This window comes from Microcystis aeruginosa LEGE 91341 (assembly GCF_015206885.1).
Lineage (GTDB): Bacteria > Cyanobacteriota > Cyanobacteriia > Cyanobacteriales > Microcystaceae > Microcystis > Microcystis aeruginosa_H.
In genome coordinates this window covers 15,446-37,386 of the sequence record NZ_JADEXY010000023.1, presented here as the reverse complement: position 1 = coordinate 37,386, position 21,941 = coordinate 15,446, and the positions used below count along the sequence as shown (strand labels likewise).

Here is a 21,941-nt window from a genome sequence, read left to right as displayed (position 1 = left end):
AGTGGGGAATTCAACTAAAACCCCAAAACCCCAAAACCCTAAAACCCCAAAACCCAACCCCTTCTAACTGATAACTGATAACTGACCCCTCATCTCCTCGCTTATGGGGAAGTGGGGAAGTGGGGAATTCAACTAAAACCCCAAAACCCCAAAACCCTAAAACCCCAAAACCCAACCCCTTCTAACTGATAACTGATAACTGACCCCTCATCTCCTCACTTATGCAGAATTTAGACGAAAATAGCCTCGATTACGCCCCTAGTAAACCGGATTTAGCTGAACAAAGACAGGAATTTCGGGGACTTAGCAATAAAGTTTACTTTAATTTCGGTGGTCAGGGAACCTTGCCCAAGGCCGGATTAGAAGCGATTATCGATACCTATAATTTTCTCCAACAAAAGGGTCCTTTTTCGGGACAGGTAAACGATTGGATTGCCAAAAAAACGGAACTTCTACGGCAAGAAATGGCTCAGGAGTTGGGAATTAGCCCCAGCACTCTCTCTATTACCGAGGATGTCACTGTAGGCTGTAATATCGCCCTCTGGGGGGTTGATTGGCAAGCAGGGGAACATATTTTACTAACCGATTGTGAACACCCCGGAATTATCGCTACAGTTCGGGAAATTGCCCGTCGTTATCATCTGGAAATCTCCACTTGTCCTATTCGGGAAACTTTAAACGACGGCAACCCCATAGAAGTTATTTCCGCTCATTTACGTCCAAAAACTAGGGTTTTGGTGGTCAGTCACGTTCTCTGGAATACTGGACAGGTTTTACCCCTCAAGGAAATCTCGCAGCTTTGTCATGATAATTCTGTCACCGAAAAACCCGTTTTAGTGGTGGTGGATGCTGCCCAATCCGTGGGTTGTTTGCCCCTGGATTTAAGCGCTACTGCCGCCGATTGTTATGCTTTTACGGGTCATAAATGGTGGTGTGGACCGGCTGGTGTGGGAGGATTGTATATTCGTCCCGAAATTTTCCCTAGTTTACAGCCCACTTTTATCGGTTGGCGAGGTATTGAAACAGATAAGCAAGGACAGCCTATCGGTTGGAAACCGGACGCTAGACGCTTTGAAGTGGCTACTTCTGCCTATCCTCAATTTGAGGGTTTAAGGGCAACTATTGCGGTACATAACGCCTGGGGTGATGGGGGACAAAGATACGAAAAAATCTGTCAATTAGCGGCTTATCTCTGGGGGGAATTAACAACGATTCAAGGGGTGAAATGTTTAAAAAATTCTCCGCCGGAATCTGGTTTAGTTTCCTTTCAAATTGACTCGGCCATCACCCCACAAAATTTAGTACAACAGCTAGAAAAACAAGGGTTTTTACTGCGAACTCTCCTCGACCCCCTCTGTGTGCGTGCCTGTGTTCATTATTTCACTTTGCCCTCAGAAATCGAGCAGTTAGTAGCGGCTATCAAAAAGTTAGTTTAAACTGCGTCGGGGATATTTTTATCCCTCGGCCATTAAGCGTAATAATTCGTCGGTAGATAGCTTGCCGCTTGCGTCGGTTCCCTCCAATAAACTATCGGCGAGATCGCGTTTATGGTGGTGCAGATCGACAATTTTTTCCTCGATCGTATCCTTGGCCACTAAGCGATAAATCGTCACCGGACGTTTTTGGCCGATGCGGTGAGCGCGATCGGAAGCCTGATCCTCCACTGCGGGATTCCACCAGGGATCAAGATGGATAACATAATCGGCTGCGGTGAGATTTAATCCTGTCCCCCCAGCTTTTAAACTAATTAAAAATACGTCCCCTTCCCCCGCTTGAAACGCTTTCACCTGTTTCTGCCGATCGCCAGCAGGGGTACTACCATCGAGGTATTGATATTTTATCTGTCTTTGATCGAGATAACTGCGGATAATCCCTAAATGATCGACAAATTGACTAAATACCAACGCTTTATGCTGATTATCCAATAAATCATCCAGAATTTCCCCGAAACGGGACAATTTCGAGCCGGCTAAATCCAAATCTGGAGCCACTAGCTGCGGGTGACAGCAGGCCCGGCGTAATTTCATGATCTCTGCCAGTACCTGGAGATGTTTCGCTCCGGCGGTACTGTCACTCTCGCTTAATTTCTCCAAAGCACGCCGCCGTAAGGCCTCGTAAAACGCCTTCTCCTCGACGCTTAACTCGATCGGGACTAAAATCTCGGTACGCGGCGGTAATTCCGCCAGAACTTGGTTTTTTGTGCGCCGGAGAAGGAAAGGCCGCACCAGTTTTTTTAACTGTTCGCGAGCGGTTTTATCGCCGTATTTTTCGATCGGGGTGGCGAAACGGCGATCAAAACTTTCCAAGGATCCCAACAATCCGGGGTTAATAAAACGGAAAAGATTCCATAATTCCCCTAAATGATTCTCGATCGGTGTTCCCGTGGTGATTAGTTTAAAATCCCCCCGCAGATTCATCGCTGCTTTCGATCGCTTGGTGGAGAAATTCTTAATCGCTTGGGCCTCATCGAGAACGATTGTCCGCCATTCTACCCCGGCCAACATGGTAGCCACTTCTTCCTGCTGTAATAACCCATAGCTACAGACCAACAGATCGAAAGGTTGCAGTCGATCGAGTAGTGCTTGCCGATCGCCTGTTCCCAATTGGATGATATTTAAGGTGGGTGCGAACCTTTCCGCCTCACTAATCCAGTTCAAACATACTGAAGTAGGAGCGATCGCTAAAGTCGGTCCCTCCGAGGCGCGGGTAAGGATCACTGCCAGGGCCTGTAAAGTTTTCCCTAATCCCATATCATCGGCCAAACAGGCCCCGGCCCCCCACTGGGCCAGCCTAGCTAACCAGCGAAAGCCTTCCAATTGATAGTCGCGCAATTCTGCCTGTAGAGTTGAGGGGACTTCCGGGGTAAAATCCTGACTCTCCTGAAAGCGTTGTAAATTATCGCGCCAACGTTTATCGGCCTTGAGTTGTCCCACTTCCTCGGTGAGTTCCGAGAGAATCGGGGCAGCGAAGGGATGAAACCGCAAACCGTCGCCGGACTTTTCCGAGAAAGCACGCATTTCCTGTAACCGTTCCCGAAATGCCTCGGTTAATGCCAGAAATTGACCATCTCCGAGGGGAATAAACCGCCCCGGCGCTCCCTCTAGCAATTTCATCAACTCCTGCATACTCAGCACCGATTTCTCCTCTAGGTGCAGTTCACCACTGACGGCAGACCAATCCCGTTGACTGTGGATATTTAGGTGTAGGTCTTGTAATCGAAGCTGACGCGACACCCGCCATTTTTCCCCTTCTGGCCATTCCACAAGGACGCTATCGTTTAATTCCCGCAATTCCAGCAGTAGATCTAGACAATCCTCTGGATTTTCTAGCCGCCATTCCCCATTTTCTTCCTCAAAACTGATCAGGATCGGACAAGAATCGATCGCTGTTTGGGCTAGTTTTTTCTCGTTTGGGCTAGTTTTTTCTCTAGGGCCAGATCCCTAGTGGTTTCCAGCCGTTCCCCCTCGATCTCGGCGATTACTGTTTCTCCCCCTTTTCCGGGCTGGAAATAGGGACCGGCTGCCCCAAAAGGACGGCTGAGAACCGCCACTTTTAAACCCTCTCCGGCCGGTAAGAGATGAATCCGGGGTTGACTATCGGCTGCCACTGACCGGGCTGCTTTTCCTCCGCCGATATCGGAATGTACTGTCACGATCCCGGACAGGGAATTGATCGCAGCCAGGACTTTTTCCCGGTCCTTGTCGGGGACTTCTAGGCGGTTGCTTTTGCCGATAATGTCGGCGATGCTTCGGTGTTCCGGCTTGACTTCGATTACCTTAATGCGAGTGGGGGTATCTTTCCAAATCAGCACTTCTTGGCGATCGCTGAGATCGGGCAGTAAAGACAGGATTAATTTACCCGATTTGTCCTTTCTTACTCGCAATTCCGGTTCCCCAGCGACGATTTCTACCCGCGTTCTGGGGGAATCTTCCCAAAACACCAGGGGATGACCGATCAGTTCGATAATAGCCCGGCGCTCAAAGTGATACTCGTTCTGGCCATAGTAACTGGATTCCACGAAGATATGGGCGCAAATTTTCAGGTCTTGCGGGGTTAAATAGTCAATTTCTCCAGTTTTTCGCAGACGTTTAAGGGAAACAGGACGGCCACGACTCCAATTACCCCGCGCGTCGAGTTTCTGTTCTTTTGGTTGCAGGAAATAATCCTCGGAATGGATAGTGAGAAACCAAGCAAGGCGGACGACGGGGTTAGATTTACCTGGGGTTGGTGTTGGCGCGCACAGATTAGTCAAGGCATTCAGGCACAGTTGCCAAGCTTCTTGGGGTTCGATCGCATCCACCAGGGGGGAAGGGAGATGCCATTTTATAACCATCTCCGTTTCCGGCGCTCGATCGAGTCGGGACAGTAGGGCCCCGGTTTCTAGGGCTAACCAATGGTAGCCGGCCGCCTTGGCATCTTTGTAGAGGGGCAAGAGTAGGCGGGGCAGATGTTTTTTAGCGATGCCGCTACTCATCCAGTAGAGACAGATACTACAGATAAGAGTCTCTAGACCCTGGCCCATTTGGTAGGGATTGATCGTCGCGTCGATGATTGCGTCTTTGGCCTGCATATCTCCCTGACGGGCAGCGATGATTTTTTCCAGACGGGCATAGATAGGACTGAAAGGATGATCGTTTTGACGCGTCACCCAACTGGTATAGCTGGCGGCCTCGGCGAGACGTTCGGGGGTTCCTTCTTTGAGGAGGGCGAAAATAAAGGAGAAGCCGCTAATCGAAGAAAAATAGATTTTTTGTTTTCCTTTGGCTTTTTTTAGGGCTTTAAGGGCGAGGGTATATTCTTGGATCGCTTTGCTGTTTTCCCCCCCTAGAAAGGCAATCCAACCCCGTATCGCCCCGATTTCTGCTGCTTGGCTTTCCGGGAAGGGGCGATCGAGATACCGACGCACTTTATCGCTTTGTCCTCGGATGATTGCCTGTTCGAGCCACAAATGGGCTTCGGAAACACTGGTCTGGTCTTGACAGAGTTCTTCTAGGAGGGAAAAAGCCCCATCGGCGCGAGTTATTTTTTCAAAAGCCTTGACAAGAATGCTATTTAGTGCTAGGGCTTGAAATTTGGTCGGTTGCGTCCGTAACCAATCCCCATCGAAGGGGTTATCGTAGATGAGAACCAGAAGGTCTTCTAGGCTGGTTTTTGAGGAAGAATAGCTGGTTTTCTGATAATCGGCGATTTGTTGTTCGATCGAGTCGAAATCCTGACTATAGATGGCCAGACGGATTTCTCGGATTAATTGATCTTTTCCCTGAAAAACTAGGCTTTCATCCCAACGAGTTCGGGGCTGCGGCAGTTTTGCCTTGATAATCTCGGCAAAACGCTTGAATTCTCCCTTGCTAATGCTATCACGGCTGGCAATCTCGACGAGGAGGGGATGACAGCGCGGCCCGTAGCCTTTGTCTTGGGTGATCACTTCCGCTTCTAGGAGGAGATCTAAATGGGATTTCAGGGTTTGGCCGTTAAGTCGCCGGTTGTTCTCGTCGCGGTAATGAGCTTGATTTAAACAGTCTAGAAAAGTGCTGCGGGCGATCGGTTCATAGATTAGGAAAAAAAAACGGACGATCACCTGATCTAGTGTCGATAATTTTTGGTAGCGTTCGATGAGTTGGCGGCGGATTTGCTCTATATCTTGCATATTCGGTTATATTCGCGGATAATCCTAATCTTTTCGCGGGGATATGGCGGCAATTTATGGACGGGTTTCCAAAAAAGGTTCGATATCGATCGGGAACCAATCCCCGTCTAATACCTGTTGGAGAGTGAATATAGACTCTAGGGGAATCGCATTTTTATCGACGATTCTGGCGTTAATCAGGGATTTTCTGGCGGTTAAATAGGCTTTTTCCCAAGAATCGCAGGCATGGTTGACGAGGGTGGCACTATCTATTTTTTGTTCTAATTGCGATCGGAAAGCGGCGATCTCCACTATCCAGTGACGGGCATTCCGTTTTTTTTCCGATTCCCAATAGGATAGTTTTAGCAAGTGTTCAATTAAAACGGTTAATAAACTCGTTATTGCCTGTCTCTCGCTTTTTCCCATGCACTCTACTTCCTCGATCAGGTTTTCCCAGTCCACCAGGTCAAACTCTTTTCGCTTTAACAGTTCGGCGGTTTTTTCCGTCCAGAGAACAAAATCTTCCTCGTAGAGAGCGGTCATTATAGATTTCTCATCCCGACTGGGAGCGCGGGGTAATGGCTCGATTATAACTCTCGATCGCTATCCTCGATCAGCTTCTAGTCTGGGGAATTTTTGCCAAGTTAGAGATTTATTCACTAGCACAAGTTGTTCTTTTTGTCAAAAAAACTTTTTCTTTTTAACAAAAGTACACAAACATTTTGATCAACCTTATTGACGATGTTATTTTGGGACTACAGGGGAAAGATAACGTCGCTGCTAGAATTTAATTTTCAGACAAATAACCTCAGAGCAGAAATTATGACCTTTACACCAGCTATTGATCCAGATATTGAATACCCCGATAGTGACGGTAAACCCATGGCCGATAATACCGAACAATACGAATGGATCGTGAAAATTAAAGAAAATCTTGAGATTCTCTTTGCTAACTCTCCTAACGTTTTTATTGCCGGGGATCTGCTCTGGTATCCCGTGCAAGATAAGAAAATTACTGGACCGGTTGCTCCCGATGTTATGGTAGTATTTGGTCGTCCGAAAGGAAGAAGGGGTTCCTATAAACAATGGGAAGAAGATAATATTGCTCCTCAAGTGGTTTTTGAAATTCTCTCCCCTTCTAATAGCTTAGAAGAAATGGAGCGAAAACTCCTGTTTTATCAACGTTATGGAGTAGAAGAATACTATCTTTATGATCCCGATTCTTATAATTTTCAAGGATGGTTGAGACGGGAAGGACTATTAAGTTCTATACCTGAGATTAAGGGATGGGTTAGTCCTCGGTTAAATATCCGATTTGATTTGAGAGAAGATGGGTTAGAAATTTATAGTTTAGATGGTCAGAAATTTTTAACTTCTCTTGAGTTATCTCAAAAAGCTAAACGTTTAGCTGAATATATCCGTTCTCTAGGAATTGATCCCGATACCTTATGAATATTTCAAGGAGCAGAAATTATGACCTTTACACCAGCTATTGATCCAGATATTGAATACCCCGACAGTGACGGTAAACCCATGGCCGATAATACCGAACAATACGAATGGATCGTTAAAATCAAAGAAAATCTTGAGATTCTTTTTGCCACTTCTCCTAACGTTTTTATTGCCGGGGATCTGCTCTGGTATCCCGTGCAAGATAAGAAAATTACTGGACCGGTTGCTCCCGATGTTATGGTAGTATTTGGTCGTCCGAAAGGAAGAAGGGGTTCCTATAAACAATGGCAAGAAGATAATATTGCTCCTCAAGTGGTTTTTGAAATTCTCTCCCCTTCTAATAGCTTAGAAGAAATGGAGCGAAAACTACTGTTTTATCAACGTTATGGAGTAGAAGAATACTATCTTTATGATCCCGATTCTTATAATTTTCAAGGATGGTTGAGACAGGAAGGACTATTAAGTTCTATACCTGAGATTAAGGGATGGGTTAGTCCTCGGTTAAATATCCGATTTGATTTGAGAGAAGATGGGTTAGAAATTTATGGTTTAGATGGTCAGAAGTTTTTAAGTTCTATCGAGTTATCTCAAAGGTTAGAACAAGAGCGTCTTAAAGCTGAACAAGCGAGTTTACAATTAGAACAAGAGCGTCTTAAAGCTGAACGTTTAGCTGAATATATACGTTCTCTGGGAATTGATCCCGATACTTTATAATGATATAATTTATCGGTTGTGACGAATACTAATTAACTGGTAAACTGCCGAAATTATCGTCATTGAACCTAGTCTGGAGCTATACTTAACTATGTAATTACTAAAAAAATAAATCTATGAAAGCTTGGGCAAAATCTCTAGAAAAACCAGCAGGGGAATTTTCTGAAACCCAATTAACCCTATTATCGGGGAAAATTCCCTATGGATTGCGGGGGAGTCTCTATCGCAATGGTCCGGGAAGATTAGAAAGAGGTAAGCAAAAAGTTGGTCATTGGTTTGACGGAGATGGTGCAATTTTAGCTGTACATTTTCATGATAATGGAGCCAGTGCCACCTATCGTTATGTTCAGACTGCTGGTTATCAGCAAGAAAGCGCCGCTAATCAATATTTATTTCCTAATTATGGCATGAATGTCCCCGGCTTTTTTTGGAATAATTGGGGAAAAGAGGTAAAAAATGCCGCTAATACCTCACTGTTAGCTTTACCCGATAAATTATTAGCTCTCTGGGAAGGAGGTTTTCCCCATAAATTAGATTTACAATCTTTAGAAACCCTAGGTTTAGATAATTTATCTAGCTTACAAGCAAAGGAAACTTTTTCCGCTCATCCTAAGCTAGATTTGTCCAGAGGAGAGATTTTTAATTTCGGGGTGACAATCGGTGCTAAAGTTAGTTTAAATCTCTATAAGTCTGACTCCACTGGTGACATTATCCAGAAAAACACTTTTGAGTTAGATAGATTGTCTCTGCTGCATGACTTTGTTTTAGCAGGACAGTATCTCGTCTTTTTCGTTCCACCGATAAAAGCGGATAAATTATCGATACTGTTGGGATTTAAAACTTTTAGTGATGCTATGCAGTGGCAGCCAGAATTAGGAACAAGAATACTAATTTTTGAGCGAAATTCTCTGGAATTAGTCAGTGAAAGTGTTACCGATTCATGGTTTCAATGGCACTTCGCTAATGGTTATGTGAATGAGCAAGGCAATCTTGAAATTGTTTTTGTCCGTTATGATGACTTTAAAACTAATCAATTTTTAAAAGAAGTTCCCACGGGTAAAACCGAAACCTTAGCCATCGGAAAATTAGCAAGTATTACTATTAATCCCCTATCAGCAAAAGTGATTAATCAGGAAATTCTCTCAGATTTAAGCTGTGATTTTCCCGTGGTTTCCCCGCAACTGGTGGGACAAAAATGGCAAAATACTTTTTTAGCTGTCCATCGTCCTGATAGCGATATTCGTCGGGAAATTATCGGACTTCCCGCTTGTTATAATCACTCCACGGGTAAGTTAACTATTGCTTATCTGGAAAATAACTGTTATGGAAGTGAACCGATTTTTGTCTGCGATGGTTTATCTCCAGAAACGGGATGGTTAATCGTCGTGGTTTACGACGGCAATAATCACAGCAGCCAAGTGAGAATCTATGACAGTCAGCAGTTAGAAAAAGAACCCCTTTGCTGTCTGCAATTACCCAGTGTTATCCCTCCCAGTTTTCATGGTACTTGGCAAGAAAAATCAGAAAAAGGCGCTATTTAGAAAACGGGTTTCTTAATTAGAAAACGGGTTTCTTTGAGAAACCTGTTTTCTGGACTTATTAACGAATAAAATTAATCTGACAAATATTAAGAGGAATGATCGGTTCAAATTCTTTTCTGTCAGAAGTAACTAAAACTCCTTTTTCTTGATTGGCTAAAGTTAAAGCAAAACAATCAGCTAAAGAAATGCGCTTAATTAGTGCTTTATATTTGCTTACTTGTCGCCAAAACTTGCTACTTAAATCAAAGCGAGTTTTTATGTTAATATCACTTAATTCTTGAATTAGTTTTTCTGTTTCTGATTCTCCTATGTCGCGATAAAAATTATAGTAAACTTCGCAAAGATTAACCAGATGAATGATTTTGTTATTGTTTTGATTAGTGATGATTTCTCTGACAACATCCGCTCCTGTTTCATTACGAAAAAAAGCAATTACAGCACAAGCATCTAAAATGATATTCATCTATTACGCTCCTCCCAATCAATTTCTGCTTGTTTTTGTTGGGCAAAATCTTCACTACTGGTGGGTGCGTGAGCATATTTACCTTGTAATGATTTAATTAACTGTTGTCTTTCTTCTTCTGATTTAGGTTTAATTTGAGGTAAAAAATTTTGCTCGATTAACTCTCTAATTTGCAATAATTGTTCGCCAGAAAGATTAGCTAATGATTCAATTATTTGTTGACGTATTGCTGTGGCATTCATGATTATTACTGACAATTAAGTATAAAAAGTTACTATGGTTGCAATCTATCACAAAAAATGCTAATTTGCCAGCAAACCTCTAAAATTGAGCAAATAACTGCCTCGCTTTGACGTTAGCGATCGCATCTTTGCAACAAATGAGAAAACGGGTTTCTTTGAGCAACCAGTTTTATGCAAACGCCTATTTAGAAACCCGTTTTCTTGTATAAATGTTAATTTTTGTTATGGCACCCTTGAGAAAGACATTGCTGCGATTTTTGCCAATTGTTTTCGATCTATAACGAGCTAATCAATTAAGTCTCTTGCCAGATAAGGATTTAGTCGATTTATACCCCCTATCGAACCATACCAAGTAACGAAGAGCCTGCATTGTTAATGTGTGTTAACAAAAAAGTATCGGATTAAATATCGCCTGTAGAATGCAGATATGGCAATGAATTTCAGAACATCGAGGATATAGCCGCCATGGCCACCATTAACTTTGACCTAACCTCCCTCTTCACCAGCGACCTCATCGTTAATGGTAGTGACACCAGCCAAACAGCCATTGACGCTAACTACAGCTTAATGACCCAATCTTTTGCGGTGGACAAGGGCGGAAACAGCAGTCAAGGTTTACCCGATAATGGCGTATTTGCGGCTAATACTTACCATCCGGCTTTTGACCTTCTCTACGACAATGCCAACAATGGCAACAACGGCATCTTAGCAACAGCGACAGGAACCTTTGTCACGTTTAATGTCACCAACCAAGCCTATTCTGCCCTTCATCTTTTTGCCACATCGGGCGGCGGAGCGAGTAATATTACCGTCACGTTTAATTACAGTGATGGCACCAATTCTACCGCTACCGGTACGGTTCCTGACTGGTACATCGGAGGAAATATCACCGAATCCCAAGACCGATATTATTTATCCCAAACCCTAAACGTCAGTACCCCCAATGCGTCGGCTCTCGGTTCATCGGCAGGCATTACCAATGACATCAAACTGTTTGGATTGAGGTTTACGCCCAATAGTGCCAAGATTTTGCAGAGTGTCAGCATTAATAAAACCAGCACAACGGGGAAATTAGCCTTTTTTGGAGCCGCTGGTGTCACCCTCGATAGCACTCCCCCTACAATTAACAGTTTGAATCCCAATGATGAGGCGACAGGCGTGGCCATTGGGGCAAATCTCGTGATTAATTTTAATGAAGCAATCCAGAAGGGGACGGGCAATATTGTTATTCGCAAGGTTTCAGATAATTCGGTAGTGGAAACCCTGGCGGTTACGTCGAGTAATATCACGATTAGTGGCAGTCAATTGACTATTAATCCTGTCAATGATTTAGCCTACAGCACGGCTTATTATGTTCAAATTGATAGCGGTGCAATTCAGGATTTAGCTACCAATAATTATGCGGGTATTGGTAATAATACTACTTGGAATTTTCAAACCGCCAATCCCCCTAACCAGCCGCCGACTATTACCAGTGGAAATGCTGTCAATTTTGCTGAAAATGGCACAGGCACGGTTTACACAACGGTTGCCAGTGATCCCGAAAATGCTACCTTAACCTACAGTTTAACGGGAACAGATGCGAGTTTATTTAATATTGGTAGTAATACTGGCTTAGTTACCTTTAAAACTGCTCCTAATTTTGAGGCTCCCAGCGATAATGGCGGCAATAATGTTTATGATATTGTTGTTAATGTTAGTGACGGAAGTTTGACAGCGACTAAAGCGGTAGCCATTACCGTTACCAATGTAAATGAAATTCCAGTTATTACCAGTGGAAATGCTGTCAATTTTGCTGAAAATGGCACAGGCACAGTTTATACCACTATTGCCAGTGATCCCGAAAATGCTACCTTAACCTACAGTTTAACGGGAACAGATGCGGGTTTATTTAATATTAGTAATACTGGCTTAGTTACTTTTAAAACTGCTCCTAATTTTGATCCCAGCGATAATGGCGGCAATAATATTTATGACATTATCGTTAATGTCAGTGACGGAAGTTTGACAGCGACTAAAGCGGTAGCCATTACCGTTACCAATGTAAATGAAATTCCAGTTATTACCAGTGGAAGTGCTGTCAGTTTTGCTGAAAATAGCACAGGCACAGTTTATACAACGGTTGCCAGTGATCCCGAAAATGCTACCTTAACCTACAGTTTAACGGGAACAGATGCGGGTTTATTTAATATTAGTAATACTGGCTTAGTTACCTTTAAAACTGCTCCTAATTTTGAGGCTCCCAGCGATAATGGCGGCAATAATGTTTATGATATTGTTGTTAATGTTAGTGACGGCAGTTTGACAGCGACTAAAGCGGTAGCCATTACCGTTACCGATGTTAATGAACCAGCCAATCTTTTTGAAGTCACCCAGGCCACAGATAACGGTTTAGGAAATACCGTAGGCAGTTTGAGTTGGGCGATTAAACAGGCTAATAATACGGCGGGCTTAGATACCATCAAGCTGACAACGAACGTGCGTCTTAACTTTGGTAGTGATGTTATTCGCATGAAAACCCTGATTAACAGCGACATGATCATTGATGGACAAGGATTCACCATCAGTGGCGATAATAATAACAATGGTCAAGTGGATACGGCAGATCGTCCGATTTTCTTTGTCTATGGGGGAATTGAAAAATATCAGGACTATGATCCCGCCATTTTTACCGATAAAGGAAGCAATGGCATCGTGGATGTCACCTTCAAAAATCTAACTCTCAAGGGCGGCGTTGCTCAAGGCGGCAGGGGAGCTGCGGGTATGGGCGGCGCTTTATTTATTTATGATGGCAATGTCACCTTAGATAAAGTGACGTTTGAAGGAAATCAGGCGATCGGGGGAGGTAATAGTAGCGATTATTCTGGTCTTGGACTCTTGGGTGTTGACGGCGGCGACGGCGGCAACGGCGGCGACGGCGGCTTCGGCGGCTTCGGCGGCATCGGCGGCATCGGCGGCATCGGCGGCAGCGGCGGCAGCGGCGGCAGCGGCGGCAGCGGCGGCAGCGGCGGCGACGGCGGCAGCGGCGGCATCGGCGGCAGCGGCGGCGACGGCGGCAGCGGCGGCTTCGGCGGCTTCGGCGGCAGCGGCGGCAGCGGCGGCGACGGCGGCATCGGCCGCATCTGGGGCGGCAGCGGCAAGGGCGGCAGGGGCGGCCTCGACGGATTTGGTGCCAAGGGCGGAGTCGGTGGCGCAGGCATGGGCGGAGCCATCTTTATCCGCACGGGGACTGTCATCATTACCAATAATTCCCAGTTCACCAATAACACAGCCAACGCTCCTAGTGGGGCATCGGGCTATGGCGGCGCAATTTTTGCCATGACTCAATCAGCCATTGATACCCAAAATAAAATCAATAATCAGGGGATGCCATCTACCCCCGCGACGGTCAACATCGGCTCTACAACCATCTTTACTGGCAACACCGCTTCCAGTTCAGCCACTAAAGATCAAACTGTCATTGGCTCCAACCTTAATACCGATGCCATTTATGGCAATACAGCGCAAACCGCCGCCGGTAAGGGCTTAGATGGCCCTATTTCAGGAGCCACCGTCTTCTTTGATGCTAACCTCAACGGCATTCAAGACCCCGATGAACCCTTCACCACCACCGACTCCACCGGTAATTACGACCTAACCATCAGCAACGAATTTGACACCAACGGCAACGGCGAGATTGACCCCTCCGAAGGGCAGTACGTCCTCGTAGGCGGAACCGACGCAATTACCGGGCAAACCTTCACGGGAACCCTCAAAGCCACCACAGGCTCCACCGTCATCACCCCCTTAACCAGCTTAATCACCGAATTAACCAAAACCGGACTCACCTCCGAAGAAGCTCAAACCCAACTCAAAACCGCCCTCGGCCTGCCCAGTGGCGTTAACCTGACCACCTTTGACCCCGTAGAAGCCGCCCAAAGTGGTTCCACCGACGGCCTCAAAATCCTCTCTGCTCAGGTTGCCGTCCAAACCCTAATCAACGGTATGCGGGAAGTCGCCAGCACCGTTACCACCCTAATTCCCAGCCTAACCCCCGACGCTTGGAACGATGCCTTTAATACAACCCTAGTCAATGCCATCAAAAACGGCTCCCTCGACCTCGGCAACACAACCCAAGTCAGTAACCTGTTAACCGGAACAGCCGGTATTTTGACCACCGCCAATCCTGGCATTACCACCCAATTCCAACCCTTAGTCAACGCCATTCCCGCTTCCGCCCAACTAATTGCCGGCGGCTTCAACAACACCATCCTCAACGCCACCAGCGCCACCGATATTTTCAAAGCCCAAACCGTCGCCCAGACTACCCTGACCGAAGATTACGTTGATGCGCTCCAAGGCACAGTCCCCTTTTCTACCGTTGTCACCAACAACACCGGCACTAACCTAGAAAACAAAGTAGCCGCCGCCGTGATTAACGTCTTAGCCGTAGCCGTAGGCGATAGCTTCAGCACCGACGAAGACACTACCAAAACGGGCAATCTTCTGACCAATGACAGCAGTATTGGGGGAGGAAGTTTAACCCTCACCGCCGTTAATGGCCTAACCACAAATGTCGGTCAAGCTCTTACCCTAGAATCCGGGGCCATACTGACAGTTAATGCTGATGGCACATTTACCTATAACCCCAACCAACAATTCGACTCCCTGAAAGTAGGGGAAAGCCAAACCGAAACCTTTAGCTATAGCCTCACCAGTGGCACTTCTACTGACATTGCTACCGTAAACCTCACTATTAATGGAGTTAACGACACCCCCACCGCTTTAGCCTTAACAAACGCCTTCATTATCGACAATCAACCCACCGCCTTCATTGACGAAAATCAACCAATTGGTACAGTAATCGGCAGTTTTAGCAGTACCGATGCAGACTTAAACGACACTTTCATCTATAGCCTAGTGTCCGGCGAGGGAGATAACGATAATGGCTCATTCACCCTAGTCAACGGTGAACTCCGCAGTAACGCCATCTTCGACTTTGCGGTTAAAAATAGCTACAGTGTACGGGTACAAACCACCGATGCAGCAGGAGCCAGCTTTAGCCAAAAATTCACCATCACCGTTAACGATTTACCAGTCACCTTCACCGCTACCCCTAACCTCGATAACTTAGTAGGAACCAGCGATTTTGACATCTTCGATGTCAGCGTTGCCAACCTACAAAATAACGATAATTTTGATGGTGCGGGAGGAAACGACATTTTTGTCTTAAAAGATGGAAACGCCAACCAAACATTTACCTTTAACCTCGCATCTAGCACCAATCAATTCACCAATACGGACTTTACAGGCATCGTCGTCAAAAACTTCGAGAATATTGATGCCAGTGGCATCACCGGCAAAGCCAATCTCACAGGTGATAGTGTTAGTAATCTCCTCATTGGTGGGCCACAAGATGATGTCTTAAACGGTGGAACCGGAGCCGATATTATGATTGGCGGTCTCGGTAACGACTCCTACTATCTAGATAATCTAGATGACACGATTATCGAATTAGATGGCCAAGGAACCGACACTGTTTACAGCACTCTTGACTATAGCTTGGTCGGCACCTACCTCGAAAACCTAACTCTGCAAGGTACGGCTAATCTAAAAGGCACAGGTAACGATGGGGTTAATGACATTTTTGGTAATGCGGGTAATAACGAACTGAACGGTGGTCTGGGCAACGATAACCTGAACGGCGGCGAAGGTAACGACACCCTGAACGGCGGCGAAGGTAACGATGTACTTAACGGGGGTTTAGGAACTGATCGCCTAGTGGGAGGTACTGGTGACGACACCTATATCCTTGACAACAGCCGTGATGTGATCATCGAAAGTGCTGGAGAAGGCAAAGATACCGTCCAGTCTTCTGTAAATCACACTCTCACCGTCAACATCGAAGACCTCACCTTGGTAGGCAATGACAACACCAACGGGACAGGTAACAATCTAGATAATGTCATCACTGGTAACAGCGGTAATAACCTACTCAAGGGATTAGATGGCCATGACACTCTCCTTGGTGGCGCAGGTAACGACACCCTGCTTGGTGGTGTTGGAAATGATCTTCTTGTTGGCGGCGATGGCAGCGACTCTTTCTTCTTTGGCAGTGGTGCGGGTAGAATTGCCGGTCCGATAATTCCCCCACACAGCGAGGCCAGTGACCCTGTCCCCTTTGGCAGTGGTCCTGTCTTTAATACCAGTGGTTTTGGCGTTGATAGTATCAGCGACTTTATTAAAGGAAGTGACAAAATTATCCTGAGTAAAACCTCTTTCAATGCTCTTGTCAGTAGCGTCGCTAACAACTTACAAGCCGCTGAATTTGCCACTATTAACGATGCTGCTAACGAACTAGCCTTAGTTGGTTCCAGTAGTGCTAAAATCGTTTACAATTTAGCAACGGGTAATCTATTCTACAACCAAAATGGTGCCAGCAATGGCTTAGGCAATGGCGCACTTTTTGCCACTCTTAATGGCATCCCACAGCTAAATGAGAATGACATTGTTATTCAAGCCTAAGTAGGGTTTGCTGAAAGTTACTGGAAAACGGTTTTGGCACTTTTTTAGCCAAAAAAGTGCCAAAACCAAGGTTGAGAAATCGATCCGAGGGACTCAAAACCCTTGCACTTTCCCTCTTCGATCTCGAAGGGTTCCGCTTCCAGACGTGCGAGGTCATTCTATAGCAAAGATCGGGGTGGTTAGGACAATCAATCGCTGAAACCCTTGACCGATAAGAGTTTGAAAATTGAAAGCGTCCTAAATAACCCATTTTTTGCTATATTATTCTGATACTAAATCCGTTGAGTATAGGCTACTTATGAGGACAGGCACTCATGCAAAAGGAGGAATAAATAATCAGTCTTTAATAACCAGATTTAGTATGATTAATAGTTTCTAATTTTTACCAAAAATATTGGCTGCATCTTGAGAGGAAATATTGAAAATTAGGTAACTATAAGCAAGATGATCAATAGGTTGACGACTAGAACGCAGCCAGTAAAAATGGTTAGAATCGGTGGTAATACCGATTAATTGATTAGCTTCTATCACCAGTAAATTAATCGGATTATCGAGAGAAACCTGTGAGGGTGCAACTTTTTGATTCTCGATGACTAAATTAAGTTTATTATCTCCGTCATAACGAATAAAGAGAGCGTTAGGATGTTTTTGGAGATAGTCTTGCAGATAATTTTTATTTTGTCCCCAATCTAAATTGGAATCGGCCAGAATTTGATAACTCATTGTGCGATTAATAACTAATTCGTTAAAATAGGAAATATAATGGGGAAAATAGGAAAGATTGGAAATTAGTAGGTAAAAGATCAGGACAATAATTAAAATGCGATAGGATCTTTTATAAGCTGGCCAACTGGTAAGAATCCGACTAGCAAAGACAAATAAAAAGGGGAAAATCATCAAAATATATCTAATACCTATTTGAGCAGTGTTAGAACTCATTAAGATAAAATATAAGACAGTGGGAATAATCAAAAAAGCTTCATTCTGCCAAAAATTTAACTGTTTTCTCCAGAGAAATAAACTGATAAATCCCAACCAGATAAATATTTGAGTAGCTATGGGTACTTTATAGAGAAAAGCGATCAGAAAATATTGGGGAAATCCCTTAATTTGGAATCCTTTCACAGGATCAACTATAAATCCTAACTGTCCCAAAAGATAGGGCATTCCACTACCAAAACCTGTTTCTTGTTTATACTTACCGAAGTCTAATGCTTGCAGATAAGCAGCGGGAATAGGAATCGACAAAGATTTTAAGACAGAATAGGTTTGCAGTTGCTTAAAACTATGACTGAGAAATTGATAATCTCCCAATTGTGTACCACTTCTCTCGAAAGAATAACCAATATTTATGATTAATATTGTTGATAAAATCAGAGCTAATATATAGAGGATACTGCGCTTAATTCCTTGTTGAATAACTGCAATATTTTTCTGTTGAATAGATTGAATAATTGCCCGATGGTAAAAACCTAAGCTTAAAATTATATAGATGGGAACTAAATAAACTGCTGTTAAGCGGCAAATCTGGGCAATTCCAAAAGTTAATATACTTAAAATCAGATTTTTTCCGCCACCAAATCTTAGGAAAGACCAGAAATAATAAACGGCAATAAAAATTGAAGCAGCTCCGAATAAATCTTGAGTAATTATCCTTGAATGACCGATAATATTAGGATCGAGAATATAGAGAATTAAAGCTAAAAATCCCGCTAAAACTCCATAGAGTTGTTTTGACCAGATAAAAACATATATGGCTAGAATTACTGAGATAATAATCGTAGCAAACCGTCCAAAAAACTTATTTTCTAAGTTTAGATATTTAGAGATAGGAAAAATATTTTGTATTGTTTGATCAACTAGGGGATGCAGCGCTGAAGCTGGCATAATATTGCGATGATAAATATCGCGATATCCCCGTTGCGCTGCCGTACCTCTGAGAATTTCTACTCCACTTTCATAATGATAACCTTCATCATAATTGAGGGATTCTGGTAGGGGAAAAAATAAACTGGTGACGCATAAAGCCATAAATATCAGCAAGATAATTACTAAATAGAATCGGTGTTTTTTTGAAAAGTTAAATCTTGTTTTCATAGCTTAAATTTCCTTGAAAAAATTACTTAATTTTGTTAATAAATCTAGACCTAAAATTGAATTACCTTGCTCATTTAACAGAGGACTATAACAAGCGATCGCTCCCTGTTTTGGTACAATAGATAATAAAGCTCCACTAACTCCTGATTTTGTAGGAAAACCCACCTCAAGGGCAAATTGTTGGGAAGCTTCATAAAGACCGCAATTAGTCATGATTTCTAGAATAATTTTAGCGTAAGGAGCAGCTAAAATCAACTTACCTAAATTAGCAAGATCGGCAATTTTTCCAGACAAACAACAGATTCGATTGTAGGTTTCCAGAGCTAAATAACGATGACTGATATAACCATTTTTTTCTAATTCTAAGCTTAAAGCTTGATTGTGTTCATTAGGATAAGAGTGAACAGATTCAAGCACAGAGCCATCGAGAAATAATTGACAATTACCCATTTTATTTAACCATAAAAGCAAATTTTCACAGCGAGATTCTGGCGTTTCCCCTCCTAATAAATCCGCCAATGCGATCGCACCACTGTTAATCAGAGGATTACGGGGAAACCCTCGATCCTCTTGCAGTTGAGTTAAGGAATTAAAAGGATAACTAGAAGCTTGTTTTCCCACGCGACGAAAAACAGCATCTTCCCCTAAATGAGTTAAAAGATATAATAACAAAAAAGGTTTAATCACACTCATCAAAGGAAAAGTTACAGTTTCATCCCCCCAAGACAAAATCTCCCCCTCAAGAGAGTGAATCTGAAGAGCGAAAATCTCCGGATGAACTCGGTTCAAAACTGGTATATAATAGGGAGTCTGACCCTTCATATCCGATAAATGCACTTCCCCGATCCAAGCTTTTATATCTTCCACCCTTAATCCAGCTAATCGGTTCATTTGTTTAATCCATGTACTCAGTCAAAGAAGCAGAATCTATAATTTTAACTCAAATTCAACCCCAACCAGAAACAGAAAAAGTTTCTCTAGAGGCAGCTTTTGGGCGCATTTTAGCCGAAGATATCAGCAGCGATTTAGATTTTCCCTATTGGGATAATTCCGCAATGGATGGCTATGCTGTCCGTTACGAAGATGTTAAAGATACTAACCCAGAAAATCCCGTTACTTTAAAGATTATCGCCGAAATTCCCGCCGGCAAAGTCCCCAAAAAAATTATTCAACCGGGAGAAACAGCCCGAATATTTACAGGAGCGATGTTACCCGCCGGCAGTGATACGATTATCATGCAGGAAAATACTCAACAAAAAGGGGAGCGGGTGGCGATTCTTATCCCTCCCGAAAAAATAGGTCTTTTCGTGCGTCAACGCGGCACATTCTATCAAGCCGGAAATACCTTATTAAAAGCTGGTATTGCCCTTAATTCTCCAGAAATAGCAGTTTTAGCCACGGCACAAGCTACCGAATTAACAGTTTTTTCCCGTCCGAAAGTGGCAATTTTCTCCACGGGAGATGAATTAATTAATCCCGATGAAACCCTCCAAAAAGGTCAAATTATTGACTCAAATCGCTACGCTTTAACCGCATTTGTCGCCAGTTTAGGAGCAATTCCCAGACCTTTAGGTATAATCAAAGATAATCCTGATCTTCTCAGAGAAACTATCAGAAAAGCCATTAATTCTAGTGCTATCGTCCTTTCCACCGGAGGTGTTTCCGTGGGAGATTACGATTATATCGAGGGAATTTTAGGGGAATTAGGAGCAGAAATTCTGATTCGCAGCGTTGCTATTCAACCGGGTAAACCCCTAACCTTTGCTACTTTTCCTAACGGTTGTATTTACTTTGGTATCCCCGGTAATCCCGTCTCTGCTTTAGTTTCCTGTTGGCGCTTCGTGCAAATGGCCATTAAAAAATTATCAGGATTGACAGATTATCAGAATAAATTTCTGCGAGTTATCACCCGCGATACTCTCAAATCTAAGGGACAAAGAGAAGTTTATCTCTGGGGAAAAATAGAAATTATCGAGGGAGTTTATCAATTTAAACTCGCTTCTGGACAACACAATTCAGCTAATTTAATTAATTTAGCGGGTACTAATGCTTTAGCCATAATTCCCCAGGGTAAAACTACTATACAAGCAGGAGAAACAGTAGAAGTTATGATAGTTTACTAAAAAAATACCTAACCAAATTTTTGGCTAGGTATCCATCAATTTACTTCATCGAAAATGTTGCCAGATAATTTAACCAACACCAATTAATGAACCCTGGAATATAACATCGTCACTATTCTTGGATATATCAGCTAATTGACTAATATTTTCTAACTCAATTGCGGGAGTAGTTCGTTTAATTAAACCAGTTAAAACTTTACCCGGACCGACTTCGATCGCTTTTTCCACACCCACATCTGGCAATTTTAACATAATTTCTCGCCAGCGAACCGAGCTAGTCATCTGCTGGATCAGATATTTTTTTAATTGTTCCCCGTCCTGGGTAGGATTGCTCGGATCCACATTAGAAATCACGGGAACTTTCGCTTTTTGGAAATTAACTAATTCTAAAATCTGCCGAAACTGAATAGCGGCATTTTCCATCAAGGGAGAGTGAAAAGCACCAGATACTTTTAACTGCATAACCCGCTTAACTTTCACTTGACCTAATACCAAATCCACCGCTTCAGGAGTCCCAGAAATTACCACTTGTTCAGCACTATTATCATTAGCAATAACTACATTTTCCGTCTGATTAACCACTGTCTCTAGACTGGTGCGATCAAATTTCATTAAGGCGGCCATTTTACCACCTTCGGCCGCATCCATCAAACGGGAACGGTTTTGAACTAGATTTAATCCTGTTTCAAAATTAAACACCCTGGCCGCATATAAAGCGGAATATTCACCGAGACTATGGCCAGCAACTAGATCGGGAAAATGACCTTTTTCTTGCAACAAATCCGCTAAAATACTCTCCACCACAAATAAACAAGGTTGAGTATAAAGAGTACGAGATAGGGTTTCTTCATCCCCTTGACATTTTTCTAACACCGACCAACCGAGGATTTTTTCTGCTATTTCTAATCTCTCTTGGCCAAGCGCACTTTCCGCTAAATCTCCAATCATTCCTAACGCTTGCGATCCTTGTCCCGGGAATATCCACGCTGTTTTCATAAGTTCTTAAAATAGATAGATAGATGTGTTTTGGTCAGTTAAGTAGTTGGACAAAAGTAAAGTTAACTGTGGGGTAAGGAGTCAGTAGTCAGGAGTCAGTAGTCAGTAAGAATTGCGCCAATTTACATTTCTTAAGATAGACAACAGAATTTATGTCCGACTACTGATCAGTAAACAGCAAAT

At 43.5% G+C, this 21,941-nt stretch carries 12 protein-coding genes and 1 pseudogene; 6 read left to right on the top strand and 7 right to left on the bottom strand.

The genetic code is table 11. The features are described from left to right. Positions 1-221 precede the first annotated feature (221 nt). Positions 222-1,436, top strand: a complete 1,215-nt coding sequence (locus IQ234_RS05655; RefSeq protein WP_193956359.1) for an aminotransferase class V-fold PLP-dependent enzyme — start codon at positions 222-224, stop codon at positions 1,434-1,436. Between the two features lie 18 nt (positions 1,437-1,454). Here the strand turns inward: IQ234_RS05655 and IQ234_RS21720 are convergent. Continuing rightward, positions 1,455-5,647: pseudogene (locus tag IQ234_RS21720) on the bottom strand (DEAD/DEAH box helicase). A gap of 54 nt (positions 5,648-5,701) precedes the next feature. Continuing rightward, positions 5,702-6,172, bottom strand: coding sequence for a DUF29 domain-containing protein (locus IQ234_RS05645; RefSeq protein WP_193956360.1), 471 nt, complete (start codon positions 6,170-6,172; stop codon positions 5,702-5,704). 276 nt (positions 6,173-6,448) lie between these two features. Here IQ234_RS05645 and IQ234_RS05640 point away from each other — a divergent pair, with 276 nt between their 5' ends. The 3 genes from IQ234_RS05640 (at position 6,449) to IQ234_RS05630 (ending at position 9,333) form a co-directional block, all read left to right on the top strand. Continuing rightward, positions 6,449-7,078, top strand: coding sequence for a Uma2 family endonuclease (locus IQ234_RS05640; protein ID WP_193956358.1), 630 nt, complete (start codon positions 6,449-6,451; stop codon positions 7,076-7,078). A 21-nt stretch (positions 7,079-7,099) separates the two neighbouring features. Then, the gene (locus IQ234_RS05635) at positions 7,100-7,792 is read left to right on the top strand and encodes a Uma2 family endonuclease (RefSeq protein WP_193956357.1); all 693 of its coding nucleotides are present in this window, start codon (positions 7,100-7,102) and stop codon (positions 7,790-7,792) included. Between the two features lie 116 nt (positions 7,793-7,908). Continuing rightward, entirely contained in the window at positions 7,909-9,333 is a 1,425-nt protein-coding gene (locus IQ234_RS05630; RefSeq protein WP_193956356.1) for a carotenoid oxygenase family protein, read from the top strand. Positions 9,334-9,391: 58 nt separating this feature from the next. Here the strand turns inward: IQ234_RS05630 and IQ234_RS05625 are convergent, their stop codons facing one another. Then, positions 9,392-9,796 carry a type II toxin-antitoxin system VapC family toxin gene (locus IQ234_RS05625; RefSeq protein WP_004158283.1) on the bottom strand — a complete coding sequence of 135 codons (405 nt, stop codon included), beginning with the start codon at positions 9,794-9,796 and terminating at the stop codon, positions 9,392-9,394. Continuing rightward, positions 9,793-10,038: a hypothetical protein gene (locus IQ234_RS05620; protein WP_002747004.1), complete on the bottom strand. Its 246-nt coding sequence runs from the start codon at positions 10,036-10,038 to the stop codon at positions 9,793-9,795. Before IQ234_RS05620 ends, IQ234_RS05625 begins: the two co-directional genes overlap by 4 nt. A 465-nt stretch (positions 10,039-10,503) precedes the next feature. On the opposite strand from IQ234_RS05620, the gene IQ234_RS05615 reads away from it, so the two are divergent. Continuing rightward, positions 10,504-16,542 (top strand): beta strand repeat-containing protein, encoded by a 6,039-nt coding sequence (locus IQ234_RS05615; RefSeq protein WP_193956355.1) that lies wholly within the window; start codon positions 10,504-10,506, stop codon positions 16,540-16,542. Between the two features lie 375 nt (positions 16,543-16,917). Here IQ234_RS05615 and IQ234_RS05610 read toward each other — a convergent pair whose 3' ends face one another. Both IQ234_RS05610 and IQ234_RS05605 read right to left on the bottom strand, forming a co-directional pair. Next, complete coding sequence (locus IQ234_RS05610) at positions 16,918-18,573, bottom strand: glycosyltransferase family 39 protein (protein WP_228008383.1); 1,656 nt, start codon at positions 18,571-18,573, stop codon at positions 16,918-16,920. A 69-nt stretch (positions 18,574-18,642) separates the two neighbouring features. Then, positions 18,643-19,530, bottom strand: coding sequence for a glutaminase (locus IQ234_RS05605; RefSeq protein ID WP_193956353.1), 888 nt, complete (start codon positions 19,528-19,530; stop codon positions 18,643-18,645). Positions 19,531-19,541: 11 nt separating this feature from the next. On the opposite strand from IQ234_RS05605, the gene glp reads away from it, so the two are divergent. After that, positions 19,542-20,762 (top strand): gephyrin-like molybdotransferase Glp, encoded by a 1,221-nt coding sequence (glp, locus tag IQ234_RS05600; RefSeq protein WP_193956352.1) that lies wholly within the window; start codon positions 19,542-19,544, stop codon positions 20,760-20,762. A gap of 69 nt (positions 20,763-20,831) precedes the next feature. On the opposite strand, the gene fabD is transcribed toward glp, so the two are convergent. Continuing rightward, positions 20,832-21,758, bottom strand: a complete 927-nt coding sequence (gene fabD, locus IQ234_RS05595; RefSeq protein ID WP_193956351.1) for an ACP S-malonyltransferase — start codon at positions 21,756-21,758, stop codon at positions 20,832-20,834. Between the last annotated feature and the right edge of the window lie 183 nt (positions 21,759-21,941).

What these genes read in the sequence shown, in the direction of transcription:
- IQ234_RS05630 (WP_193956356.1), top strand. Translation starts at nt 7,909, where the DNA reads ATGAAAGCTTGGGCAAAATCTCTAGAAAAACCAGCAGGGGAATTTTCT.
- glp (WP_193956352.1), top strand. Translation starts at nt 19,542, where the DNA reads ATGTACTCAGTCAAAGAAGCAGAATCTATAATTTTAACTCAAATTCAA.
- IQ234_RS05620 (WP_002747004.1), bottom strand. Translation starts at nt 10,038, where the DNA reads ATGAATGCCACAGCAATACGTCAACAAATAATTGAATCATTAGCTAAT.
- fabD (WP_193956351.1), bottom strand. Translation starts at nt 21,758, where the DNA reads ATGAAAACAGCGTGGATATTCCCGGGACAAGGATCGCAAGCGTTAGGA.
- IQ234_RS05615 (WP_193956355.1), top strand. Translation starts at nt 10,504, where the DNA reads ATGGCCACCATTAACTTTGACCTAACCTCCCTCTTCACCAGCGACCTC.
- IQ234_RS05640 (WP_193956358.1), top strand. Translation starts at nt 6,449, where the DNA reads ATGACCTTTACACCAGCTATTGATCCAGATATTGAATACCCCGATAGT.
- IQ234_RS05605 (WP_193956353.1), bottom strand. Translation starts at nt 19,530, where the DNA reads ATGAACCGATTAGCTGGATTAAGGGTGGAAGATATAAAAGCTTGGATC.
- IQ234_RS05625 (WP_004158283.1), bottom strand. Translation starts at nt 9,796, where the DNA reads ATGAATATCATTTTAGATGCTTGTGCTGTAATTGCTTTTTTTCGTAAT.
- IQ234_RS05610 (WP_228008383.1), bottom strand. Translation starts at nt 18,573, where the DNA reads ATGGCTTTATGCGTCACCAGTTTATTTTTTCCCCTACCAGAATCCCTC.
- IQ234_RS05635 (WP_193956357.1), top strand. Translation starts at nt 7,100, where the DNA reads ATGACCTTTACACCAGCTATTGATCCAGATATTGAATACCCCGACAGT.
- IQ234_RS05655 (WP_193956359.1), top strand. Translation starts at nt 222, where the DNA reads ATGCAGAATTTAGACGAAAATAGCCTCGATTACGCCCCTAGTAAACCG.